We start from the raw sequence: 20,711 nt of genomic DNA, 5'->3' as shown, positions 1-20,711 counted from the left end.
TGCCCTGATTATTCTACCAGGAAATCAATGTCTACATTTAATGGATAACGCATTAAATACTCCAAAGCCTTTTTTACAGTCATTTCCTCAAACAAAACATGGTACAGTGTTTTTGTGATCGGGGCCCGCACCTTATAATAATCGGCGCATTTTTTTGCGATTTGCACGGTGTTAATCCCTTCAGCAATTTCATCCATACTTGAGGTGATATCTTGAAGTGTTTCTCCTTGTGCCAACCGGTAGCCTACATGAAAGTTACGACTTAGGGAGCTGTTACAGGTGGTAGCCAAGTCGCCGATACCAGCGATTCCTAAAAACGCTTTGGTATTACCTCCCAGCGCCCTGCCCAGATAAACCATCTCAACCATACCCCTACTGATCAGCAAGCCTTTGGCATTTTCACCATAACCCATTCCGCTAAGTGCGCCAGCGGCAATCGCGATAACATTCTTCAATACACCTGCCAATTCAACGCCAACAAGATCATTATTACCATACACCTGGAAATGATCACTGCGCAAAAGCTTTTTTCCTACGTTGATAACTTCATTAAAGTGACTGGCAATTACAGTAGCGGCCGGGTGACCTTCGGCAAGTTCCCGCGCCAGGTTGGGCCCGGCCAGGCAGCCAACGCGCGCCACAACGCTTTCTTCAGATATTACTTCGCTCATGGTTTTAACCATGCTGCGGTTAAGCTCTTTTATAGTAGCAATGGTTTCGTTCTGGGGAAGTGTTAAGTCAAATCCCTTCGTACCATGAATCAGCAGGTGGTAAGGATGCAGATAGGGTGAAAGCTCCCGCATCATGGAGCGAAAGTGGGCCGAAGGAACAATCGGAAAAATGATATCACACGCTTCAGCGACCGATGCAAGATCATTCGTCGGTACAATATGCTCGTGCATTTTATATCCACGATTTTCTTTCTTCTCAAGAATGTGAGCTACAACTTTAGGATCGCGAGCGTAGAGTAGTACTTTACGATGCTGTGCCAGCAGGTTAGCAATAACGCTACCGAAGTTCCCTGCACCGATCACACCAACCGGTTTATCTTTGTCAGACAAACTTCTCGAGGTCATAGCCTGCAAGCCGGTTATGATAATAATAAAGGGTACTGAAATCTTTTGTAATGATATTTCCTTCCTTGTTCATGAGTAACGGCCGATTCAGGTGAAATATGCCAACGTTGTCCAATCCATGCCGGATAACCAGGTCAATTTTTCCGGTCAAATGTGTCGCATAGTAAATTTTGTTTTCCTCCCGCAGCCTGTAGATCTCTTTTCTTACCCGCTTACACGACGCACGGAATTCTTCATAACTTAATTCCTGGTCTTCTTCAGGGAGACGCAAGAGTCCGAACAGGTCAAGGTTCGGATGTTTCTTTTGCCAGAGTTCGAACGCAACAAATGCAACGAGATGGCTACCGAAAACCCTGTTGATGCGATGATATTCGGAAACGATCTTTTGACTCAACATGCGGGTGTACTCATCCTCACGCTGTTTATCGATCGTTACGGCGCCATCTGAAATAAAATAATCACGTGTATCAATGACCCTTTGGTGTGCATCGAGACTGTTCCCTCCATCATCTACATAATTTCCGATGACATCAAGTCCGGGACCGATCGATACCGATATGTTAGAACCTTTGGTGAAAAATTTAAAAAGGAATCGCAGCAACTGAAAGCTGCCGTATTTGTCTTGCTCCGGCAGGTAGCGATCTTGTCCTTTGGATGAAAGATATTCATCGATCAAGTCCGGAGCTTCCAGCACGAAATGATAATTTAACGTGACAGGTACGATAAAAATCTTTCTCACCGGTTGTCCTTCCGGAGTATCCAGGTAGAGATTACGTTGCGCCTCGATGGTAGAGCTGAGTAACCCCAGCTTCAGCTGGGTCTCCAGTTTTCCTGACCGCGAACGGGTACCGCCAGGGAAAAAAATGCTATGGGCACCTTTTTGTACGGCCAACATGGAATAAAACTTCAGAGTCTCGAGGTATGGAACATTTTTTTTCCTGCGGTCAACCTTATAAGCACCAAGGCTATTCATGAAATACGCGAATATCTTGATGTTAAAAAGATTCAAGCCGGCACCATAAATAAATGCAGGCAATCCCAGGGAATGAATGATCCATCCGATGAGGATAGAGTCGAGATTACTAAAGTGCGTTGGAACCATAACGACAGTTCCTTCTTTAGCCAACTTACGAAGCTGACCAACTTTACCAACGATGTGAATTTTATCGCGTAACGAGTATCGATTGCGAAAGAAAGCTCCGAATTTTTTCACACGTGCGCCATTCAATAGACGGGCAAACCAGAATTTTACAATCTCACGGGTAACACGATATGAAGAAGCTTTAAAGTTTCCTGCGATCTCGTTAGCGTAGCGAAAGACAATGCGATAAAGAAGTTCATCCGCTTTTGCCTGTGACTCTTCGGGTGTCTTGCTGGACAATGCTACCAATTCATCTTTTATCGTGGCCCAGAACTTAGGCTCGTCTGCTGCGTCTACACGCCAGCGGTTTCTTTTCATCCGTTGCTGCTCACGGTAAACCGTAGCCTGAATTTCGTCAATCAGCTGCTTGGTAGTCGGACGGTTTTTTTTTATTTGGGAAAAAGTCTTTTGGGCAACTTCTTCGATAAATTCCTTTCGGTTCTTACTTAATTGATACACCGGCCAGTCGGGTATACCCTCCAGAATAGGCTTATATCTTTTATTCTTATTTTTCTTCTCTACTACTTCCATGGGGGCTGCAAAATAAAACAAATTCCATCATGCTGGAAAACCTAATGATTTATACCCTTTCCAGGGCCAATTGAAGGGTCTTATCCATTTCGCCAAAACGGTTCAGGGCGTCATCAATGAAGGACTTGTCCACAATTTTATATAGGTCGGCCTCCGAAGTTATATCAAACTGATTGACTTTATATGTTTGCTCTAAGAGTCCGTGCTCCAACTTGATTAAATAGCGATTATTCCATGCAAATAGCGTAATCTTACAAACCTCGTGAGGAATTTCCCCTACAACACGCATACGTTTTTGGTTATTTAAATACCAAATGTACGCATCCGGAGGTTAAGTCTGATACTATTTGAGGAGGGGTTATTGAAATTGAATGAGTTTGTTTTTTAAATCGGAAAGCTCTTGTTTAAGCTTTTGATAAACGGGACTATCGTGAAGTTTATCTGCCTTCATTTGCCGAAGCAGTTGTTGAATTTCCATCTCCCTTTTTTGAAGGGCAAAACGATCGAGTTTAGTGTCCGAATGAATCATGTAACGATGGTTAAAAGTATAGGTCGGGTCCCTGCGAAATTAAACGAAATGAGAAACGCTTCATTACTGCCTAAAAGAAATATTTTATTTGAACGGCTTCTGTCTTCAGTAACGAATTGATGATTACAAAAAAACGAGAACCAAGATAACGTTTTGCTTGAACGCTGCGGGATACCACGGAAAACTAAAAAGTTTCTGTCATTTCAAGACTAATGCGAGATGTTGTACGTTTACTTGATGGAATTTTATGGATACAAAACAAGGTTATATATTGTAACTTTATCGACCTTTGAATGTTGATTATTAAAGATTTTACCGCACCGGCATGAACCCCTTCACAGCAGTGAGCAATGTGTGGCGTATAATTTCCGTCATGACGTTGTTCATTTTTTTTGTTCTTACTGAATCTCAGGCGACCCACTTAAGAGCCGGTGATATCGTAGCCGAGAGAGTGAATTGCGGTCGTACCTTTAAAATAACAATCACCGTTTATACCAACACTGGTTCAACCGTAAGATTCGGTGGCGAACAGGATATCATAAATTTTGGGGATGGTAGCTGGGAATTCGTTCCTCAAACCGAAAATAACCCGCGGCCCGATCTCGATGCAGAGGGTACCGTAGCAACCGCCTCTTACACTGTTTTTCATACGTATCCCACAACGGGAACTTATGTTATCAGCTACCGCGAGCCCAATCGTAACGAGGGCGTTTTGAACATGGATATTTCAGTGCAGACTACTTTCTACCTGGAGACCGTGATAAAAATGGATGCCTTCCTGGGATGTAACGATACACCGGTGCTGCTGGTACCACCCATCGACCATGCCTGCCCCGGCGTTGCCTGGACACATAATCCGGGGGCATATGATCCCGACAAGGACAGCCTATCCTATGCGTTAGTTGTCCCTTTCAGTGACAGAAGAACAGAAGTATTGAACTACAGAGATCCTAATGATCCTAAATTCTATAATAATTATAACAACGCCAATGAAGAAGGCACTGGCAAGCCAACCTTTTCCATCGACCCGGTGGATGGAACAATTACCTGGGACGCGCCTGGTGCGGTCGGTGAGTACAACATTGCCTTTCACGTTATTGAATGGAGAAAAAGAGGAGGAAAGTATTATCAGCTGGGTTATGTGCGGCGTGATATGCAGATCCTTGTCGACGATTGTGATAACGAACGGCCTGACTTGATTTTGCCACCTGATACTTGTGTGGTAGCCGGAACTGTTTTAAATGAAACCATCCTGGGTATCGATCCTGATAACGATGATGTAAAAATCGAAGCATTCTCAGAGATCTTTAATTTTCCTGCAGGCCAATCGCCGGCTACGTATTCTCCCGTTCCAGGTGTAAATGATTTTCAACCTTCTGTTCCTCCTGCTGAATTAAAATTTCAATGGAACACCGAATGTATCCACGTGAAGCAACAGCCCTATCAGGTTGTTTTTAAAATCACGGACAACCCGGAGAACGGACCAAAGTTGGTTACTTTCAAAACGTGGCTGATCACTGTCGTCGGACCTCCGCCGGTTTGGGAAGACATCCAGATCAATACTTCGAATCGTTCTACTTCGCTTGAGTGGGATCCATACTTCTGCCAGAATGCAGAACGAATGCAGATCTGGCGAAAGGTTGATGGATCACCCTTTGAACCTGACAACTGCGAGACAGGTATGCCCGACAATTTAGGATATGAATTGTTAGGGGAGGTGCCTATCAAGGATGATAACCAGGTTCCTGTAACCAGCTATGTAGATACAAATAATGGAATGGGACTGGCGCCGGGCGCTAAGTATTGCTACCGGTTAGTGGCCATCTTTCCGCTGCAAGGTGGTGGTGAAAGTTATGTCTCCAAGGATACTTGTATTGCACCGCTGCCGGCGGACGTTCCCATCATGACACATGTTACAGTCGATAAGACGGATGTGTCCACAGGTGAAATCCGCGTTAGCTGGCGAAGTCCTTTTGATGCAAATGTCACCGATTTTCCGCGACCCTACCGGTATGATTTGTATCGCGCTGTTGGTTTTGCCCGTGGCCAGGATTCTGTGTTGGTAGCGACAATCAATGACGATGATACAACGTTTCTGGACACAGGTCTTAATACAGAAGACAATGTATACAACTATAGTGTTACCGCGTATGCAGCGAACGATGCGCTGATTGGCTCAGCATTTCCGGCCTCTTCAGTGCGCTTAACCGCTCAGTCGCAGGTAGGACGAATTCAACTGAACTGGAGCGCCTTTGTGCCCTGGTCAAATCAAATTCAGACAGTCCCCAATAAACACCTAATTTATCGGGGCCCTGAAGGAGCAACGGAAAGCGAATTGGTACTCATAGATGAAGTAGATGTTTTGGCCAATGGATTTATGTTCGTTGATGAAGGACAACACGGTGAACTGGCCGATGATCAAACATACTGCTACCGCATCATGACACGGGGTGGCTATGGTAATCCTGCCATTGACGAGCCCCTGGAAAATTTTTCGCAGATTATATGTGCGCAGATCGGCGACACAATTCCTCCCTGCAAGCCTACACTGTTGGTGCAGTCTTTGAATTGTGAGGATTTTTTACAGAACCCCGATAACTGCGGAACAAATATTTTTGAGAACACAATTTATTGGAACAGAAATGAAGACGACTGCGATACAGACATATTGGGATACCGTATTTATCGGGGACTAAGCGCCGATGGCGAGTTTACCTTGCTGCAGGATGTTGGTATTGTTGCAGATACTTTCTTCATTGACAAAAGTGTTACGTCCTTTGCTTATTGTTATAGAATTTCAGCCGTTGACAGATCGTTGAATGAAAGCGAACTCAGTGATCCGATTTGTAATGACAACTGTCCCTATTATGAGCTCCCCAATGTATTTACACCGAACGGCGATGGTTGCAACGATTTGTTCAGCGCTTACAGCGACAGGAATACCGGCGGAGAAGAAGGTGGCTGCAACATATCCGAGGAAGCATTGACCAAGTGTGCACGCTTTGTTGAAGCGGTAAACGTAAAAATTTATAACCGCTGGGGGCAGGAAGTTTATGCCTATGAAGGCTCCATCAACGACGATGACAATTCGATCTATGTGGATTGGGATGGAAAAGACAAGAACGGTAACCAGTTGTCAACCGGCGTATATTACTATGTAGCGGAAGTAACATTTGATATTGTTTCTCCTGATAAAACTAAAATCATCAAAGGATGGGTTCACCTGATCCGCTAGATAACGCCAGCCCTATACTCGTTCTCTTTGATGGTGTTTGTAATCTTTGTAACGGTACTGTTCAGTTCATTATCAAGCGAGATCCTCAAGGACGCTTTAAATTTGCATCCCTTCAGTCGGAGACAGGCAGAACACAGCTTACCCGGTTTAATTTAAACCCCGATGTACTCTACAGTTTTATTGTTATCGATGCCCACCGGATGTATGAACGAAGCGATGCTGCGCTATTCATCGCTGAACATTTAGCCCTACCGTGGAAGGCATTTACGATATTTAAAGTCCTCCCGAAATCTTTTCGCGATGCTTGTTATAACCTGATCGCTAAAAACCGTTATCGGCTTTTCGGAAAACAAGATCAATGCATGATCCCTACGCCTGATCTGAAGGCAAGGTTTCTTGGCTGATCCATACCTGCGCTGAAGCGTAGGGCAATTGAGCGCAGGGCAATTCACTATACAATCTCAACTTTTCCTTTAATTTTGCAGCATCATTTTAAACGCTGCTCCAATGAAAGCATATGTGTTTCCCGGGCAAGGTGCTCAGTTTACCGGAATGGGTAAAGATATTTTTGATGCCAATACAAAAGCTGCATCCTTGTTCAGGCAAGCAGACGACATCCTCGGTTTTAAATTAACCGATGTGATGTTCAACGGAACGGCTGATGAACAAAAGCAAACGAGCGTAACACAGCCAGCCATCTTTCTACACTCTGTGGCCATTGCGCTCACTTCCGATTCGTTCAAACCAGACATGGTAGCAGGACATTCGCTGGGAGAATTTTCTGCCCTCGTGGCTAATAAAACACTTTCCTTTGAAGATGGATTGAAATTGGTTTCCAAGCGAGCCCTTGCTATGCAGCATGCGTGTGAAATCAACCCGTCTACCATGGCGGCTATCATCGGACTTGAAGATAAAGCTGTCGAGGAGGTCTGTGCGTCTATTGATGACGTTGTTGTAGCGGCAAACTATAACTGCCCCGGCCAACTCGTCATTTCAGGATCGATGAAAGGCATTGAAGTGGCCTGTGAAAAACTAAAAGCTGCCGGCGCTAAACGTGCACTACCTTTGCAGGTAGGCGGTGCCTTCCACTCTCCTTTAATGGAACCAGCGCGCGAGGAGCTGGCTGCTGCCATTAAACAAACCACGTTCAGCAAACCCATTTGTCCGGTGTATCAAAATGTAAATGCTTTGCCTTCGGTCGACGTAGAAGAAATAAAAAAGAACCTGATCGCCCAGCTTACTGCGCCTGTACGCTGGACGCAATCGGTTCAAAACATGGCAAAAGATGGTGCCACCATCTTCATTGAGTGCGGCCCAGGAAAAGTATTGCAAGGTCTCGTAAAGAAAATCGTGCCGGCAGCGGAAGTGTCGAGCCTTTAGGTATCCTGTATTTTACTGTTGTCAAAGAGATTTTGAAGACTGCCATGACAGCCATGGAATAACTCCTGTTTAGAGGGCAATAGACGCTTCAGGTGCGTGTCCATCATTACGGACGAACTAAAAGATGGTTCGCTGCACTAGTCAGCAATTTTATGGACTGCCAATTCATCGTCACATGCTTCCAGTATTTGGCGAATGGTGGCATTAAGAACAGGATGGTGAACACCCCCGGCGATTTCCGCCAAAGGCGCTAATACAAATCTCCGCAGCGCGAGCCGCGGATGCGGAATGGTAAGATCAGCCGAATTCAATATGAGATCACCAAACAGCAAAATATCAATGTCCATCGTTCGCTCACCCCATCGTTCTTCGCGTTTCCGACCCAGTTGATGTTCGATGTCAAGAATTTCGCCAAGCATCTTTTCAGGAGACATTTCCGTTTCAACCTCCAATGCCTGGTTGAAAAAATCCGGTTGATCTTTTTTTCCCCACGCTGCTGTTTGATAAATGGATGAAGCTTTTACAACCCGGCCGATGGAAACTTCGATGGCTGTTCGTGCTAACGCGAGATTTTTTTTTCGATCTCCGAGATTAGTTCCCAACAATAGAAAACTTATGTTCTTCATTCTTGTACTTGACGGCAAACATACTTTTTTATTCGAATCAGTATTGCTTACTTTTGAAACTTAAATAATTGCAACATGAATTTCTGGAAAGCATTTTTCGCTTCTTGCCTGGGTGCACTGGTAGCTATGATTTTATTGTGCGTCATTATTGTCGTTATCATTTCGGCCTCAGGCGGCGACGAAGTAAAGGTTCAGGAAAGCAGTATCCTTCAACTTGATCTGGATGCACCGGTAAATGAAATTGAGAAGGAATTACCCCTGATGGTGTCATTGATGGGCGGCACATCAGCGCCGCATCCTATCGGCCTGGCACAACTCCGGCAAACTATCGCGCATGCAAAAGATGATGACAATATCAAAGGCATTTACCTGACTGTTACACTTCCCCAAACGGGCTACACCGTGCTGGAGGAAATCCGCCAGGCATTAATCGATTTCAGAACGAGTGGCAAATGGGTAGTGGTATACAGCGAAATGTTTTCAGAGTCGGCTTATTATCTCGCTTCGGCTGCAGACAAAATTTATTTAAATCCCGAAGGTGAACTGGAATTCAACGGACTGTCAGCAGAGGTAGCTTTTTTTAAACGATTGTTTGACAAGCTTGAAGTCAAGCCCGAAGTATTTCGCGTGGGAGAGTTTAAGAGTGCAGTAGAACCGTTCCTCTTAGAGAAGATGAGCGCCGAGAACCGGTTGCAGTTGAATGAAATGATCAATTCTATCTACAATCATATTTTGGATCGCGTATCGGAGGCGAGAAAAATTCCGAGAGACAAACTGAAAGAGATTGCCGATAAGATGCTGGTGCGAAATGCCAGGCAGGCAATGGAACATGGCCTGGTGGATTCGCTGTTGTATGTAGACCAGGTGGAACAGGAATTGAAAAAACGCGTGGGTATTGACTCTGATAAGAAGCTTGAGTTTATCAAATATTCGAAATACAAACGCAGCTTCTCGGCCTACAAATCTTCGAAGAATGAAGTAGCCGTTGTTGTTGCAGAAGGAACCATTATCCCCGGTAAATCAGAGAAAGGAGATAACATCATAGGCGCAGAATCTTTCACTAAAGAAATGAAACGCGTGCGTGATGATGACGAAGTAAAAGCCGTAGTTGTACGCATCAATTCTCCTGGCGGCAGTTTCCAGGCTTCCGATGCGATGTGGCGCGAGATAAAACTCACCGCGCAGAAGAAACCGGTGATTGCTTCGATGTCCGACTACGCAGCCTCCGGCGGATATTTTCTAGCCATGGCATGCGATACCATCGTAGCGCAGCCGCATACCATCACCGGCTCGATCGGCGTCTTCAGTGTGCTGTTCGATGCCAGCGGATTTTTGAACAATAAGATCGGCATCACCACCGAAGAAATTAAAACAGGAGACGTCGGCGAACTCATCACTGTGACCAGACCACTGACACCGCTCGAAAAAGAAATCTGGCAGATACGCACCAATGAAGTATACGAAACCTTTACAGGCAAAGCAGCAGAGGGCCGCGACATTCCCATCGACAGCATCAAGAAAGTTGCATCAGGAAGAGTGTGGACCGGCTCGCAAGCGATGCAGCGAAAGCTCGTGGATGTAGTGGGTAACTTTGATGATGCCTTGAACATCGCTGCCAAAAGCGCGGGCCTCACCGACGACTATAAAGTGCGTTACTACCCGCAGTACACCCCTTCCCTGGTAGAGCAAATCATCACCCAAGTAGAAGAAGAAAAAGGGAGCACCTTAAAAGAAACGCTTGGCGAGCACTATCATTTGTATGAGTACTGGAACCAGGTGAAAACTTACCAGGGAACACAGGCGCGCATGCCATACGAATTAACCATTCATTAATCATTAACAGCAAGAGCACTAGACATGACCACCATTCGGAATAACTGGACCCGTGAAGAGATCAGCGAAATATACAATCAACCCATCCTGAATTTAATTTACCAGGGTGCCACCGTGCACCGTGAGTTCCATGACCCGCAGGAAGTGCAGGTATGCACCTTGCTTTCGGTAAAGACAGGAGGATGTCCGGAAGATTGTTCGTACTGCCCACAGGCCGCCCGTTATCACACCGACGTAAAGGTGGAGAAGCTGATGGAAGTAAAAGAAGTGCTGAGCAAAGCGATGGAGGCAAAAGAAAGTGGCAGCACACGTTTCTGCATGGGTGCAGCATGGCGCGAAGTGCGCGACAACCGTGACTTCGATAAAGTGATTGAGATGGTAAAAGGTGTGAGCACCATGGGCATGGAAGTATGCTGCACGCTGGGCATGCTTACACCGGAGCAGGCACAGAAGCTAAAAGACGCCGGGCTATACGCATACAATCATAACCTCGATACAAGCAAAGAATTTTATAACGATATCATTTCCACACGAACTTACGATGATCGCCTGGAGACGCTGGAGAACGTGCGTGAAGCCAAGATCTCCGTGTGCTCCGGAGGAATTATCGGAATGGGAGAGCAGGAAGAAGATCGTATTGGCATGCTGCAGGTATTGGCTACGTTGAAAGAGCATCCTGAATCCGTGCCGGTAAATGCGTTGGTTCCTGTTGAAGGAACGCCGCTGGAAGATCAGCCAAAGGTTTCTGTATGGGAGATGGTGCGAATGATTGCAACGGCGAGAATCATTATGCCGAAGACGATGATACGGTTATCTGCAGGCCGTGTTCGAATGAATTTAGAAGAGCAGGCCCTCTGTTTTTTGGCAGGCGCCAACAGCATTTTTGCAGGCGATAAACTGCTTACTACACCCAATCCTGGAACCCTCCAGGACCGCGAAATGTTCCAAAAATTGGAGCTAAAACCCCGCGCTGCTTATAAAGAAAAATCCCCGAAAACAGCGATTTTTTGATGTAAGGTTTTCCTCAAAATGTGTACTTTTTACCCCCAAACCTGACAAAAGTCATACCCTATTACATTTTCGAATTGGGATTTTTTGGGGGGTAACGTTCATTTATCGCTTGAACTTTCCGGCTAACGGTAGCCTATGTCGATTCATAGGCTGAATTTAGGGGGTAACCCTGAAATGTGGGCAGGTAACCCCGTTTTTAACGCAAGGATCAGATTTCCATCCATTCTGTAAAAAGTTAAAGTGTTACTTTAGGTCCTTTCGGATAACTTTAACTATCAGTCGTTAGTGTAGCACAAACGATCGCTTTACAGCAGTATTTTTTTGAACTCCAACCTATTCGAGGCAATTGCAAAACGCTTTTGTTCAAGTACCAAAACTTTTGGCTACGAGTAGATTGTCAATGGATTAGCTCCTACCTTCGAATCAGAATTTATCTTCAGCGATGAAGCCACCAGCTGGCGCATCAGCATGTTGATTGACAGTAGAAGTTGTTGTTGATTTTGAGCTAAGTTTTTCAGAACGAGTTGTGGCAGCAAAAGAAAATGATAAAGTGATGATGGCCGCGAATGCTATAAGGATTAATGATTTAGTTTTCATATTATCGTTTTTAAGAATTTTTAAACTTGTTTAAACTATTTGAGATCAATTATTTAGGATCGATTCCACCACCACCACCGTTTCGACTAAGTTCTGTTGTTGGAGTAACTTCTTCTTCGGTGCATGAAGTGATTGTCAATGATCCAGCGATTGCGAACAGTAATAGGTAAATAATTTTTTTCATAGGTTTAGTTTTTTGATGTGGCTTATTGAAGATGCTAGTTAAGTGTCTGCTTGATTATTTGGGATCGATTCCACCACCACCGCCATTCATTTCAATTGGAGATGGAGATACTTCTTCTTCAGTGCAAGCTGAAAAAGTTAGAGAGGCGGCGATAGCGAATAGTAGACAGTAGATAGTTTTTTTCATGGCTCGTATATTTAGGTTTTTTGAATTCGTTTTTTTTCGAACTAAATTGATATGTCAAAGTTGGAGCATTGCATCAAGCTTTTTGTAGAAATAAAATTTTCTTAATCACTCGTGTATTATAAATTTTTTAATGCCGCGAAACTTATAGTCACTTTTGTCTTTTGCGCATCAATTTTTTTTGATGCGAAATCTCAAGATAAAAGAAGAATAGATTCCTTAATGCAGGCACTTGACAATGCAGGTAGTGACAAGGAAGAGTTAGATGCTAAAGTGTCATTAGCATATGAGTTTTTTGACACAGATAAAGTTCGATCGCTTGAATATTCTAGCGAGGCATATGTTCTTGCGAAACAGTTAGGTGATTCGGCACAAATCGTAATGGCAGGAAGGATCAAGGGTCAAATGCTAAGAAGATTTGATAGACTTCAAGAATCAATAGATATTCTCACTGATATTCTTCCGATTGCTAAGCGAAATAAATATGACGAACACTATAAGAAAATTCTAAATGCACTTGCTTTGGCTTACACGTTCCAGGCTAATTATGACAAAGCATTGGAGTATAATTTTCAATCTTTGGTCGTCAGAGAGAACGAGGGAGATAAAGCGGAGATGAGTATTGCAATGAATAATATTGGTTTGATCTATTACAAACTAAAAAATTATGAATCAGCGTTAAAATACTATAACCAAACCTTGGATTTGAAGGCGCAGGTTGGTGACGAGCTCGAACTAGAAAAGATTTATATAAACAGAGCCCTATGCTTTGTTCATCTAAAAAAGTTTGAAGAAGCGATTCAGGATATTAATAAAGGATTGTCATTGTGCGGTGACAGGTGTGATGATCAAATCAAAATACAGGGAAAATTCGGTCTAGGAGAATCTTCGTTTTGGTTGGGAGAAATCGACCGTGCTGAGAATCAGTTTAAAGAATCACTAAATCTAGCACTACGGACTAACGATAAAAGATTCCAGGCTGAAAACTTGATTTACCTTGGACTGATTGATATTCAAAAAAAGAAATATGATGAGGCAATTAATCATTTAAACAAAGCTGACTCCATTGCTTCACGTTCGGGTTATAATCAGCTATTAGTAGATGTATACAAACAATTTTCCTTCGTGTATAGCCAGACGAATGATTTCAGAAATGCTACAATTTACCAGGACAAATATATTAGGTTAACAGACAGTTTATTCAGAGAAGACCTTGTTAAAAATATTGCAAAGGTCCAAACTCAATATGAAGAGAGAAAAAACATAGCGACAATTGCTTCCAACGAAGTTCTAATCAAACAACAGCACAATCTGAACATTGCGGTAGCTGTTATCGCGCTTCTTGCAGGTCTTCTTGTTTTGGTGTTGCAGTTCGGTAATCGAAACATCAAAAGAGTTAATGCAAAACTTTCAGAAGCCAAAGAAGTGATCCAGGAAAAGAACTTGGAGCTTGCAAACAAGAATAAAGAACTTGACTACCAGGTCGAAAAGAAAACGGCGGACCTTGCCCGCGCAAATACATCGTTGAAACAAGTTAATGACGAGCTGGACAATTTTATTTACAAAACCTCTCACGATATCCGCGGACCGTTGGCGAGTTTAAAAGGCATGTGCAACGTGGCCCTGATGGATGTGAAAGATGAAGTTGCATTAGACTACTTAAAAAAACTCGATGCGACTGCGGAACGCCTGAACACGATCCTTACACGACTGGTGATCATCAATCAAATCAACAACTCAAAACTTTCTATTGAACGCATCGATTTTAAAAGTATCGTTAGCGATGTGTTGTTACTGGAACGAAAAAAAGGTGTACCCCAGGAGTTGCTTATCATTCCTCAAATTGACGAGGACGTGAGCGTTGAATCAGATAAGGAGCTCGTGCGTATCGTATTAGAAAACCTGATCGATAATGCCATTAAATTCTATAACGACTCGGATCGTGTAAAATCATTTGTTAAGATTCATATCACAACCACGCCAAACGCTGGCGCCAAAGTCCGCGTGATCGACAATGGCATTGGTATCAGTGAATCCAGTCCTGGTAAATTGTTCCAGATGTTTTCCCGGTTGTCCGAACGTTCGGAGACTGGCGGCATTGGCTTATACATCACGAAAACTGCTACTGAAAAAATTGGGGGTAAAGTAGGCTTGCTGACCACCCCCGAAGGCTATACCGAATTCTATGTTATTTTTCCCCCTTCGCCTTACAATGAATCGGAAAGGCTGTTGAGAGCTTCTTCCTTCTAACCGGAATTTTTTTACCTCCGTTTCTCTTATCATATTTGGGCGCTGATTAAGCGTCTGTTTTTATTTATGAAGAATTTCAAACGATATACCGTTACGGCAGCGCTGCCGTACGCCAATGGTCCCAAACACATTGGTCACCTGGCCGGGGCCTACATTCCTTCCGATGTTTATGTTCGCTACCTCCGTTCCGCGGGCAAAGATGTTTTGTTCGTCTGCGGAAGCGATGAACATGGCACGGCCATTCCCAACCAAGCCTTAAAGGAAAATACAACGTCTCAGGCCATCATCGATAAATATCACAAGCTGATTTACGATTGCTTCAAAAAACTGGGGATCGCCTTTGACATTTATCACCGTACCAGCGAGCAAATTCATCATGAAACGTCCCAGGAAATTTTCCTCACCCTGTATAATAAAGGATTGTTAACGGAAGAAGTGTCCGAACAATACTATGACGATGAAGCCAATGTGTTTTTGGCTGACCGCTATATTGTGGGAACGTGTCCGAAGTGTGGCAACCCCAACGCCTATGGCGACCAATGTGAAAAGTGCGGGTCGACGTTAAGTCCGCGTGAATTGATCAACCCCAAATCTACCCTAACAGGAAAAGCACCCGTGCTGCGCGAAACGAAGCACTGGTATCTGCCATTGCAAAATTATGAGGGCTGGTTGCAGGAGTGGATATTGAAAGAGCATGCCGACGACTGGAAAGCCAACGTTTATGGTCAATGCAAGTCATGGATCGATGCAGGCCTTCAAGCCCGCGCCATGACACGCGACCTCGACTGGGGTATAAAAGTACCGCTTCCCGATGCAGAGGGAAAAGTATTGTACGTCTGGTTTGATGCGCCCATTGGTTACGTTTCGGCTACACGCGCTTTCTTCCAGGAGATCACGTCTGGCAAAATAAAATACGCACAGCCCCAGCGCGAGTTTAAAAATGCGAAAGCGGACGACTGGAAAACCTACTGGCAAGATCCCGAAACAAAACTGGTGCATTTCATTGGCAAGGATAATATCGTTTTCCATTGTATCATCTTTCCCATCATCCTGAAAGCGCATGGTGAATTTATTCTTCCCGACAATGTACCGGCCAATGAGTTTATGAACCTGGAGGGCGATAAGATGTCAACCAGCAGGGGATGGTCGATTGAAATGCACGAATACATTGAAGATTTTCCAGACAAGCCAGATGTGCTTCGCTATTGCCTGCTCGCCAACTTACCGGAATCCAAAGACAGCGAATTTACCTGGAAAGATTTCCAGTCGCGAAATAATAACGAGCTCGTTGCTATCCTCGGTAACTTCATTAACCGGGCGTTGGTGCTTACGCAAAAGTATTTTGACAACAAAGTGCCTGCACGCGGAACATTGCAGCCTGTAGATGAAGAGGTTATCAGAGCATTGAAAGAACATCCAAGAACTATTGCTGCGTCGATAGAACAATACAGATTCCGTGAAGCAACGGCAGGGCTGATGGACCTAGCGCGGTTGGGAAATAAATACCTGGCGGAAACAGAGCCCTGGAAAGTTTATAAAACAGACCCGGCACGGGTAGGTACCATTCTAAACATTGCCTTGCAGATTGCCGCAAACCTGGCGATTGTCGGCGAAGTCTTTCTTCCCTTCAGCGCGAAGAAAATCAATGCAATGTTGAACCTGGAGACTAAAGGCTGGAGTGATGCTGGGTCGGATGCCTTGTTGAATCCCACGCATCCCCTGGGTGCCGCGGCACTGCTCTTCGAAAAAATTGAAGACGACGTCATTGCGAAACAATTGCAAAAGCTTCACGATAAGAAAAAAAGTATGGAACCTGTTACAGTCGACGTAGCACCTTTAAAACCAGAGGTTACCTTTGATGATTTCTCAAAACTCGACATCCGTGTCGGGAAAGTTTTGGCAGCGGAAAAGATGGAGAAGTCAAACAAGCTGTTGAAACTTACCATTGATACCGGGGTGGATAAGCGCACCGTGTTAAGCGGCATTGCGCAGCATTTCTCTCCGGAGGAAATGATTGGAAAGCAAGTAACGCTGATTGCCAACCTGGCTCCTAGAAAGATGATGGGTATTGAATCGCAAGGCATGGTGCTGATGGCGGAGGATGCCGATGGAAAATTGAAATTGTTGCAGCCCTCGGAAGCTGTTTTTCCGGGCTCGGTGGTGAGTTGAGCGCTTTACAAGCTTAATAATGATCGACGGCCGATGCTGTCGATGCATACTTGTCTACTAGGTAATTAACAAACCTGTCACTGAAACGAAAATCAAAAATACCAATATAAGAACTAATACACCGATCACTATTTTCAGAATTGTGGTCTGACGATCTAACTTTTGATAGATTTTTCGAAGTTCCAATATCACCTTATCCTTCGGATGCATTCTCAAAGATAATGACTCGGAGAATTTTGAAGGTGGTAAAATGGATCTTTTTTCCTGATTGGCTGCGTACCCATTTTTTGCACGTCGAACTGCTTAAATAGATCTGTGTAATGATTGTGTCATTTAAAATATCTCCGCATAAATCCCATCGCATTGGAATGAAAAATCCGCTGTACAATTTCATCGGACTCAATGCGATTGAAGGGTTTTATGGTGCTTGGTGCGCGTCCCTGCATGTAATTGTAGGCATGACGTTCTATGTATTCCTCCAAATGCACGATGGTCTCGTGCGTGAGGTAACCGTTCAAAGGATCGATGATGCCATCGTAATCACTTCCTATTGCAATGCAGTCCCATGCGAATAGATTGTTTTTATCCAGTAGTTCGACGATGTGCTGGATCTGGTTCCAGACTAGTGATGCACGATAGTGCCGAAGCTTGCCGATCCAGGCGGAATTTTTCAATCGCTTGATGGTTTCTTTGTCGGCAATGCGGCGTTCATCCAACTGCAAGCCTATTATTCCTTTTGATTTTGCTACAGCGATGATCTCATCGTCATAGAAGTTGATGTCTTCTTTCATGAAGGTGTTCCCTGTTTCCATGATGTCGACCACTTTTTCGTCCATGGACCGCATACCATTTGATGCACCGTGACTGATGATGATGGGAATTTCCTGACCAGCGAACTCGCCGGTTGTTACCAATTGAATGTAATCGCGTCGTGCGAGAGCACTCATGTGTTTCATGTCAATATAAATGCGGCGGCCATTCTGCTTACTAAGCAACTCACGCAATACCTTTTTACCCATTTCAGAAAAGGAAGTATTGATGTTATGACTCTGATCCGTTTTTTTGCCTACCAAGTCAAACAGACTTTTTGCGTGACCACACAGGTGATTGTTGAAATGGTGGGCGAACGTAACGAAGAATGGTGCGTGCTCCCACGCCTTGATTTTTCTTACGTTTGCCAAGGCGATGTTCTCATCCGGATTGTCCCAATCATTATGTAAGACATGAAGACCTTCAATTGAGAAAACAATGATTATAGTTTTCTCTTCCGATTCAAGATGTTGCTCGATGGTACTAAAATCCTTAGCAAGAACATATTTAAATTTCCCGCTGTCGGTAGTTGCCGTCCTTCCCGCCCCTTGCACATAATAATTGTATTCTCGTTCCAGGTCTTCAAAGTAATTTTTGATATTCTGAATAAAATCTACGCGCGCATCGCCCACGCTTGTGGCAAAGGAAGCAGCGAGATCGCTAATCAGGCCTGTACCAAAGTCGTTGCGAAAGAAGCCGCGCTCGATAGGATATAACGAAGCGCAAACTACACGAACATTGCCATGGGCGAGCGTGGTGCAATCAGCTTGTGTGAATTTGCATACGCCGCATAAGAGCTGAATTACTTTTTCAAAGAAGTTCGGAGAATCGTAAAACCAGATGCTGTGCTTATCGCGACGGTTATGACTGTTTAAACCTGGTTCAATGCTAAAACTCTTACCGTAAGGTTTCAGGCTTGGGTGGCAATGGAGGTCGATGTAACTGTATGACATAGCGGTAGTGGGTTAAGTAAAAGGATTATTTAACGGGATTGTCTTGAAGTCTTTGAGTTGTAGATTATATTAATGAAACCCCAGTAATGCACAGGAGCGCCCCGGAATTCGGTAGTACGGAACGTTTGACCATAGACTACATCCCAACGGTAACCCAACGGTATGACCACCCCCATATCGAAGTTTAGATACATTCGCTCCAGTTCGTTGGGAGATATTGTATAGTCATTACCAGATCCATTGAAGATACCGCCCTGTAGTAAGGCGTTGTAGGCAACAAATCGAACAGAGGGCTTCACAAAGAAATAGATGCCTGCTTTCTTCTTTTCCTTCATAGGAATCTGCTCTGACATGAGATAGCCAATACTGTCATTTTCTTTTTGATGCTTGCCTTCGACACCTTCTCGCATTTTCCGAATGGTAGTATGCTTGCTGAAGGTGCTTTCAAAATATGAATCCAATACCCGGAAGGGTGCAAGGCGCACCAGGGTACCCATACCGAAATTATCGAAGACGGTACCTACTTCGACATTGGTAAACCAAATCATGTCCATGTGTTTATTGTCACTGTCGTACAACTCCTGTTCTAGTTCGATGCTGTAATTGATGCCGGGATTATTTTTGATTTGATGAGACCATCCCTCGGGGCGATCGGAGTTGATCAGTTGATGGAACCCCTTTTGAACCGGGCAAGCCAAAGCGGCTGGGCCAATAACGCCGAGACTAAGGTCTGAGCTGATGCGTCTGCGTGCAGTGGTGCTGTTGGAAAATTTCTTTAGATTAATGTATAGCCATCCTGCATACGGTCTGTCGCCCGGAATGATATCGGAGACCGTAATGTCACTGGACGTGTAAATGTTTTGCCCGAGCGCCCAACCATACGTTTCAGAGGTAAGTTCTTTAACATCGGGAAATATCTTATCCAGAAATCGTATATGATACTTCGGGTTAATCCACTCGAGTTTGATGCCGTTAGTATAGTAGCGATCTCCTTTTTCTTTCCAGGCAAAGACATCGTTTTCAACATATAGCCTAAAGTGACCCTGCGGATAGGCGACTTGGGTTAGAAAGAAAAGTAACAGGATTAAAATCAGTTTCATAAATAATATTTATTTGAAGACCACGGCGTGTGCCGTATTGATCGATGATAGAAAACACCATTGCTAGAATCGGTATCCGAAATACAAATAAAAACCGCGTCCATTCAATCCCCATTTCAGGGGACTTGATTATAGAGAACGTGAATGTTTTTATTAGTTAAGCGAAGGACCGAGAGCCGCATACCTCGTAACCGAGAATCGTTCTGACATGATCACATAGTACTAAAGCGCCAGGCACAGCTTCTACCTGACGCCGAAGTCCTATTGACCCATTTTAAAACCCCTTAGAGGGACAGCCGAACAGTCCGATTTGAGAATGCCTTCTATATTAGATTTTGCAAAGCTTCCAAATGGCCGCGGCTGTGCCTACCGAAGAGTTTCCCCTTAGTAAACTACGTTAATAGTTTCTCGAAGGTGGTTTCATTACCCGGTCGATCGATCGCAGTAACAACGATCTTCGAACCAGCTAATACGGGCAATGCCTGTACCGTGAGGTATTTCCATTCTACCTCCCCTTGTTTGTAGGAAGCTTCACCCGATTCCACAACAATTCCATCAGGGCCCATTAGGGTGACTTTAATTTTGATGGTCTTGAAGTTGTCGGAGACTGCAATTGGAATTGTACTTCCAGCCGCACCGGTAAATTCGCTTACCTTGACGTCCAATACCTTCGGAGGTACCAGGTAATCCTTAACCGCAGCAGCGAATGCATTGGCAAATGGACCCTTGCCGGCCAGTTGCTTGTATTCAGCCTTTGCGACCGGATCGGCCATCCTTGCTTTAGCATACTGCGAAGCTCGTTGAAAGCGTTCGCGCTGTGCTAGCTGTTTTTCGGTCTGAACCCTTTCAGCTGTTGACCTTCTTGTTGCCACAGTAACGCCTTGGACTACACGGAACACGATTTTTTTTCCAAACTTACCGCTCATGCCTTCGGTTAAGTCGTTTTCTTTAATAAGTGCCATAAATTTTTAAATTTTAAATAGTTAAACATAGATTTTAGTATCGCCTCTCAGACAACCCGCGGTGTTATCGTTGAATTGATATTTCAAAAGTAGGTGGGCAGCCCGAAGCCTATTTTCGGGCTGATTTTTTATTTAAATTTT

At 44.3% G+C, this 20,711-nt stretch carries 18 protein-coding genes; 7 read left to right on the top strand and 11 right to left on the bottom strand.

From position 1 onward, the window contains the following. Window positions 1–8: 8 nt before the first annotated feature. The 4 genes from P2W71_RS26035 to P2W71_RS26020 all read right to left on the bottom strand — a co-directional run bounded on the left by P2W71_RS26035 (window position 9) and on the right by P2W71_RS26020 (window position 3,277). On the bottom strand, window positions 9–1,076 hold the full coding sequence (locus tag P2W71_RS26035) for an NAD(P)H-dependent glycerol-3-phosphate dehydrogenase (RefSeq protein WP_276374359.1): 1,068 nt from the start codon (window positions 1,074–1,076) through the stop codon (window positions 9–11). After that, a complete protein-coding gene (locus P2W71_RS26030; protein WP_276374358.1) occupies window positions 1,054–2,748 on the bottom strand; it encodes a 1-acyl-sn-glycerol-3-phosphate acyltransferase in 1,695 nt (564 codons plus the stop codon). Before P2W71_RS26030 ends, P2W71_RS26035 begins: the two co-directional genes overlap by 23 nt. 49 nt (window positions 2,749–2,797) lie before the next feature. After that, on the bottom strand, window positions 2,798–3,037 hold the full coding sequence (locus P2W71_RS26025; RefSeq protein WP_276374357.1) for a hypothetical protein: 240 nt from the start codon (window positions 3,035–3,037) through the stop codon (window positions 2,798–2,800). 69 nt (window positions 3,038–3,106) lie between these two features. Then, window positions 3,107–3,277 carry a hypothetical protein gene (locus tag P2W71_RS26020; protein ID WP_276374356.1) on the bottom strand — a complete coding sequence of 57 codons (171 nt, stop codon included), beginning with the start codon at window positions 3,275–3,277 and terminating at the stop codon, window positions 3,107–3,109. Window positions 3,278–3,602: 325 nt separating this feature from the next. Between P2W71_RS26020 and P2W71_RS26015 the strand changes: the two genes are divergently transcribed. The 3 genes from P2W71_RS26015 to fabD all read left to right on the top strand — a co-directional run bounded on the left by P2W71_RS26015 (window position 3,603) and on the right by fabD (window position 7,892). Continuing rightward, window positions 3,603–6,512: a gliding motility-associated C-terminal domain-containing protein gene (locus tag P2W71_RS26015; RefSeq protein WP_276374355.1), complete on the top strand. Its 2,910-nt coding sequence runs from the start codon at window positions 3,603–3,605 to the stop codon at window positions 6,510–6,512. After that, on the top strand, window positions 6,491–6,916 hold the full coding sequence (locus P2W71_RS26010) for a thiol-disulfide oxidoreductase DCC family protein (RefSeq protein ID WP_276374354.1): 426 nt from the start codon (window positions 6,491–6,493) through the stop codon (window positions 6,914–6,916). Before P2W71_RS26015 ends, P2W71_RS26010 begins: the two co-directional genes overlap by 22 nt. A gap of 103 nt (window positions 6,917–7,019) precedes the next feature. After that, window positions 7,020–7,892 carry an ACP S-malonyltransferase gene (gene fabD, locus P2W71_RS26005; protein ID WP_276374353.1) on the top strand — a complete coding sequence of 291 codons (873 nt, stop codon included), beginning with the start codon at window positions 7,020–7,022 and terminating at the stop codon, window positions 7,890–7,892. A gap of 137 nt (window positions 7,893–8,029) precedes the next feature. On the opposite strand, the gene folK is transcribed toward fabD, so the two are convergent. Next, complete coding sequence (gene folK / locus P2W71_RS26000) at window positions 8,030–8,518, bottom strand: 2-amino-4-hydroxy-6-hydroxymethyldihydropteridine diphosphokinase (protein WP_276374351.1); 489 nt, start codon at window positions 8,516–8,518, stop codon at window positions 8,030–8,032. 75 nt (window positions 8,519–8,593) lie between these two features. Here folK and sppA point away from each other — a divergent pair, with 75 nt between their 5' ends. Further along, window positions 8,594–10,351, top strand: a complete 1,758-nt coding sequence (gene sppA / locus P2W71_RS25995; RefSeq protein ID WP_276374350.1) for a signal peptide peptidase SppA — start codon at window positions 8,594–8,596, stop codon at window positions 10,349–10,351. Window positions 10,352–10,375: 24 nt separating this feature from the next. Next, window positions 10,376–11,362, top strand: a complete 987-nt coding sequence (bioB, locus tag P2W71_RS25990) for a biotin synthase BioB (RefSeq protein ID WP_276374349.1) — start codon at window positions 10,376–10,378, stop codon at window positions 11,360–11,362. A gap of 423 nt (window positions 11,363–11,785) precedes the next feature. On the opposite strand, the gene P2W71_RS25985 is transcribed toward bioB, so the two are convergent. From P2W71_RS25985 to P2W71_RS25975, 3 genes are read right to left on the bottom strand one after another with little or no spacing between them, the layout of a single operon-like run. After that, entirely contained in the window at window positions 11,786–11,959 is a 174-nt protein-coding gene (locus P2W71_RS25985; protein ID WP_276374348.1) for a hypothetical protein, read from the bottom strand. Window positions 11,960–12,008: 49 nt separating this feature from the next. Then, window positions 12,009–12,143: a hypothetical protein gene (locus P2W71_RS25980; RefSeq protein ID WP_276374347.1), complete on the bottom strand. Its 135-nt coding sequence runs from the start codon at window positions 12,141–12,143 to the stop codon at window positions 12,009–12,011. Window positions 12,144–12,197: 54 nt separating this feature from the next. Next, window positions 12,198–12,329 carry a hypothetical protein gene (locus P2W71_RS25975; RefSeq protein WP_276374346.1) on the bottom strand — a complete coding sequence of 44 codons (132 nt, stop codon included), beginning with the start codon at window positions 12,327–12,329 and terminating at the stop codon, window positions 12,198–12,200. Window positions 12,330–12,548: 219 nt separating this feature from the next. Between P2W71_RS25975 and P2W71_RS25970 the strand changes: the two genes are divergently transcribed. After that, entirely contained in the window at window positions 12,549–14,576 is a 2,028-nt protein-coding gene (locus tag P2W71_RS25970; protein WP_276374344.1) for a tetratricopeptide repeat-containing sensor histidine kinase, read from the top strand. A 66-nt stretch (window positions 14,577–14,642) separates the two neighbouring features. Beyond that, entirely contained in the window at window positions 14,643–16,745 is a 2,103-nt protein-coding gene (metG, locus tag P2W71_RS25965) for a methionine--tRNA ligase (RefSeq protein ID WP_276374343.1), read from the top strand. Between the two features lie 329 nt (window positions 16,746–17,074). Here metG and P2W71_RS25960 read toward each other — a convergent pair whose 3' ends face one another. The 3 genes from P2W71_RS25960 to P2W71_RS25950 form a co-directional block, all read right to left on the bottom strand. Continuing rightward, entirely contained in the window at window positions 17,075–18,508 is a 1,434-nt protein-coding gene (locus P2W71_RS25960; RefSeq protein ID WP_276374342.1) for a membrane dipeptidase, read from the bottom strand. A 29-nt stretch (window positions 18,509–18,537) separates the two neighbouring features. Continuing rightward, the gene (locus tag P2W71_RS25955) at window positions 18,538–19,608 is read right to left on the bottom strand and encodes a lipid A deacylase LpxR family protein (RefSeq protein ID WP_276374341.1); all 1,071 of its coding nucleotides are present in this window, start codon (window positions 19,606–19,608) and stop codon (window positions 18,538–18,540) included. 392 nt (window positions 19,609–20,000) lie between these two features. Then, a complete protein-coding gene (locus tag P2W71_RS25950) occupies window positions 20,001–20,570 on the bottom strand; it encodes a hypothetical protein (RefSeq protein WP_276374340.1) in 570 nt (189 codons plus the stop codon). Window positions 20,571–20,711: the final 141 nt, after the last annotated feature.

Source organism: Chryseolinea sp. H1M3-3 (assembly GCF_029360725.1).
In the GTDB taxonomy this organism is placed as follows: Bacteria; Bacteroidota; Bacteroidia; order Cytophagales; family Cyclobacteriaceae; genus Chryseolinea.
This window is presented reverse-complemented; position numbering and strand designations above follow the sequence as displayed.

Excerpts from the sequence above, each read along its gene's own strand:
- P2W71_RS26035 (WP_276374359.1), bottom strand. The coding sequence starts at position 1,076 with ATGACCTCGAGAAGTTTGTCTGACAAAGATAAACCGGTTGGTGTGATC.
- P2W71_RS26030 (WP_276374358.1), bottom strand. The coding sequence starts at position 2,748 with ATGGAAGTAGTAGAGAAGAAAAATAAGAATAAAAGATATAAGCCTATT.
- P2W71_RS26025 (WP_276374357.1), bottom strand. The coding sequence starts at position 3,037 with ATGCGTGTTGTAGGGGAAATTCCTCACGAGGTTTGTAAGATTACGCTA.
- P2W71_RS26020 (WP_276374356.1), bottom strand. The coding sequence starts at position 3,277 with ATGATTCATTCGGACACTAAACTCGATCGTTTTGCCCTTCAAAAAAGG.
- P2W71_RS26015 (WP_276374355.1), top strand. The coding sequence starts at position 3,603 with ATGAACCCCTTCACAGCAGTGAGCAATGTGTGGCGTATAATTTCCGTC.
- P2W71_RS26010 (WP_276374354.1), top strand. The coding sequence starts at position 6,491 with ATGGGTTCACCTGATCCGCTAGATAACGCCAGCCCTATACTCGTTCTC.
- fabD (WP_276374353.1), top strand. The coding sequence starts at position 7,020 with ATGAAAGCATATGTGTTTCCCGGGCAAGGTGCTCAGTTTACCGGAATG.
- folK (WP_276374351.1), bottom strand. The coding sequence starts at position 8,518 with ATGAAGAACATAAGTTTTCTATTGTTGGGAACTAATCTCGGAGATCGA.
- sppA (WP_276374350.1), top strand. The coding sequence starts at position 8,594 with ATGAATTTCTGGAAAGCATTTTTCGCTTCTTGCCTGGGTGCACTGGTA.
- bioB (WP_276374349.1), top strand. The coding sequence starts at position 10,376 with ATGACCACCATTCGGAATAACTGGACCCGTGAAGAGATCAGCGAAATA.
- P2W71_RS25985 (WP_276374348.1), bottom strand. The coding sequence starts at position 11,959 with ATGAAAACTAAATCATTAATCCTTATAGCATTCGCGGCCATCATCACT.
- P2W71_RS25980 (WP_276374347.1), bottom strand. The coding sequence starts at position 12,143 with ATGAAAAAAATTATTTACCTATTACTGTTCGCAATCGCTGGATCATTG.
- P2W71_RS25975 (WP_276374346.1), bottom strand. The coding sequence starts at position 12,329 with ATGAAAAAAACTATCTACTGTCTACTATTCGCTATCGCCGCCTCTCTA.
- P2W71_RS25970 (WP_276374344.1), top strand. The coding sequence starts at position 12,549 with ATGCAGGCACTTGACAATGCAGGTAGTGACAAGGAAGAGTTAGATGCT.
- metG (WP_276374343.1), top strand. The coding sequence starts at position 14,643 with ATGAAGAATTTCAAACGATATACCGTTACGGCAGCGCTGCCGTACGCC.
- P2W71_RS25960 (WP_276374342.1), bottom strand. The coding sequence starts at position 18,508 with ATGTCATACAGTTACATCGACCTCCATTGCCACCCAAGCCTGAAACCT.
- P2W71_RS25955 (WP_276374341.1), bottom strand. The coding sequence starts at position 19,608 with ATGAAACTGATTTTAATCCTGTTACTTTTCTTTCTAACCCAAGTCGCC.
- P2W71_RS25950 (WP_276374340.1), bottom strand. The coding sequence starts at position 20,570 with ATGGCACTTATTAAAGAAAACGACTTAACCGAAGGCATGAGCGGTAAG.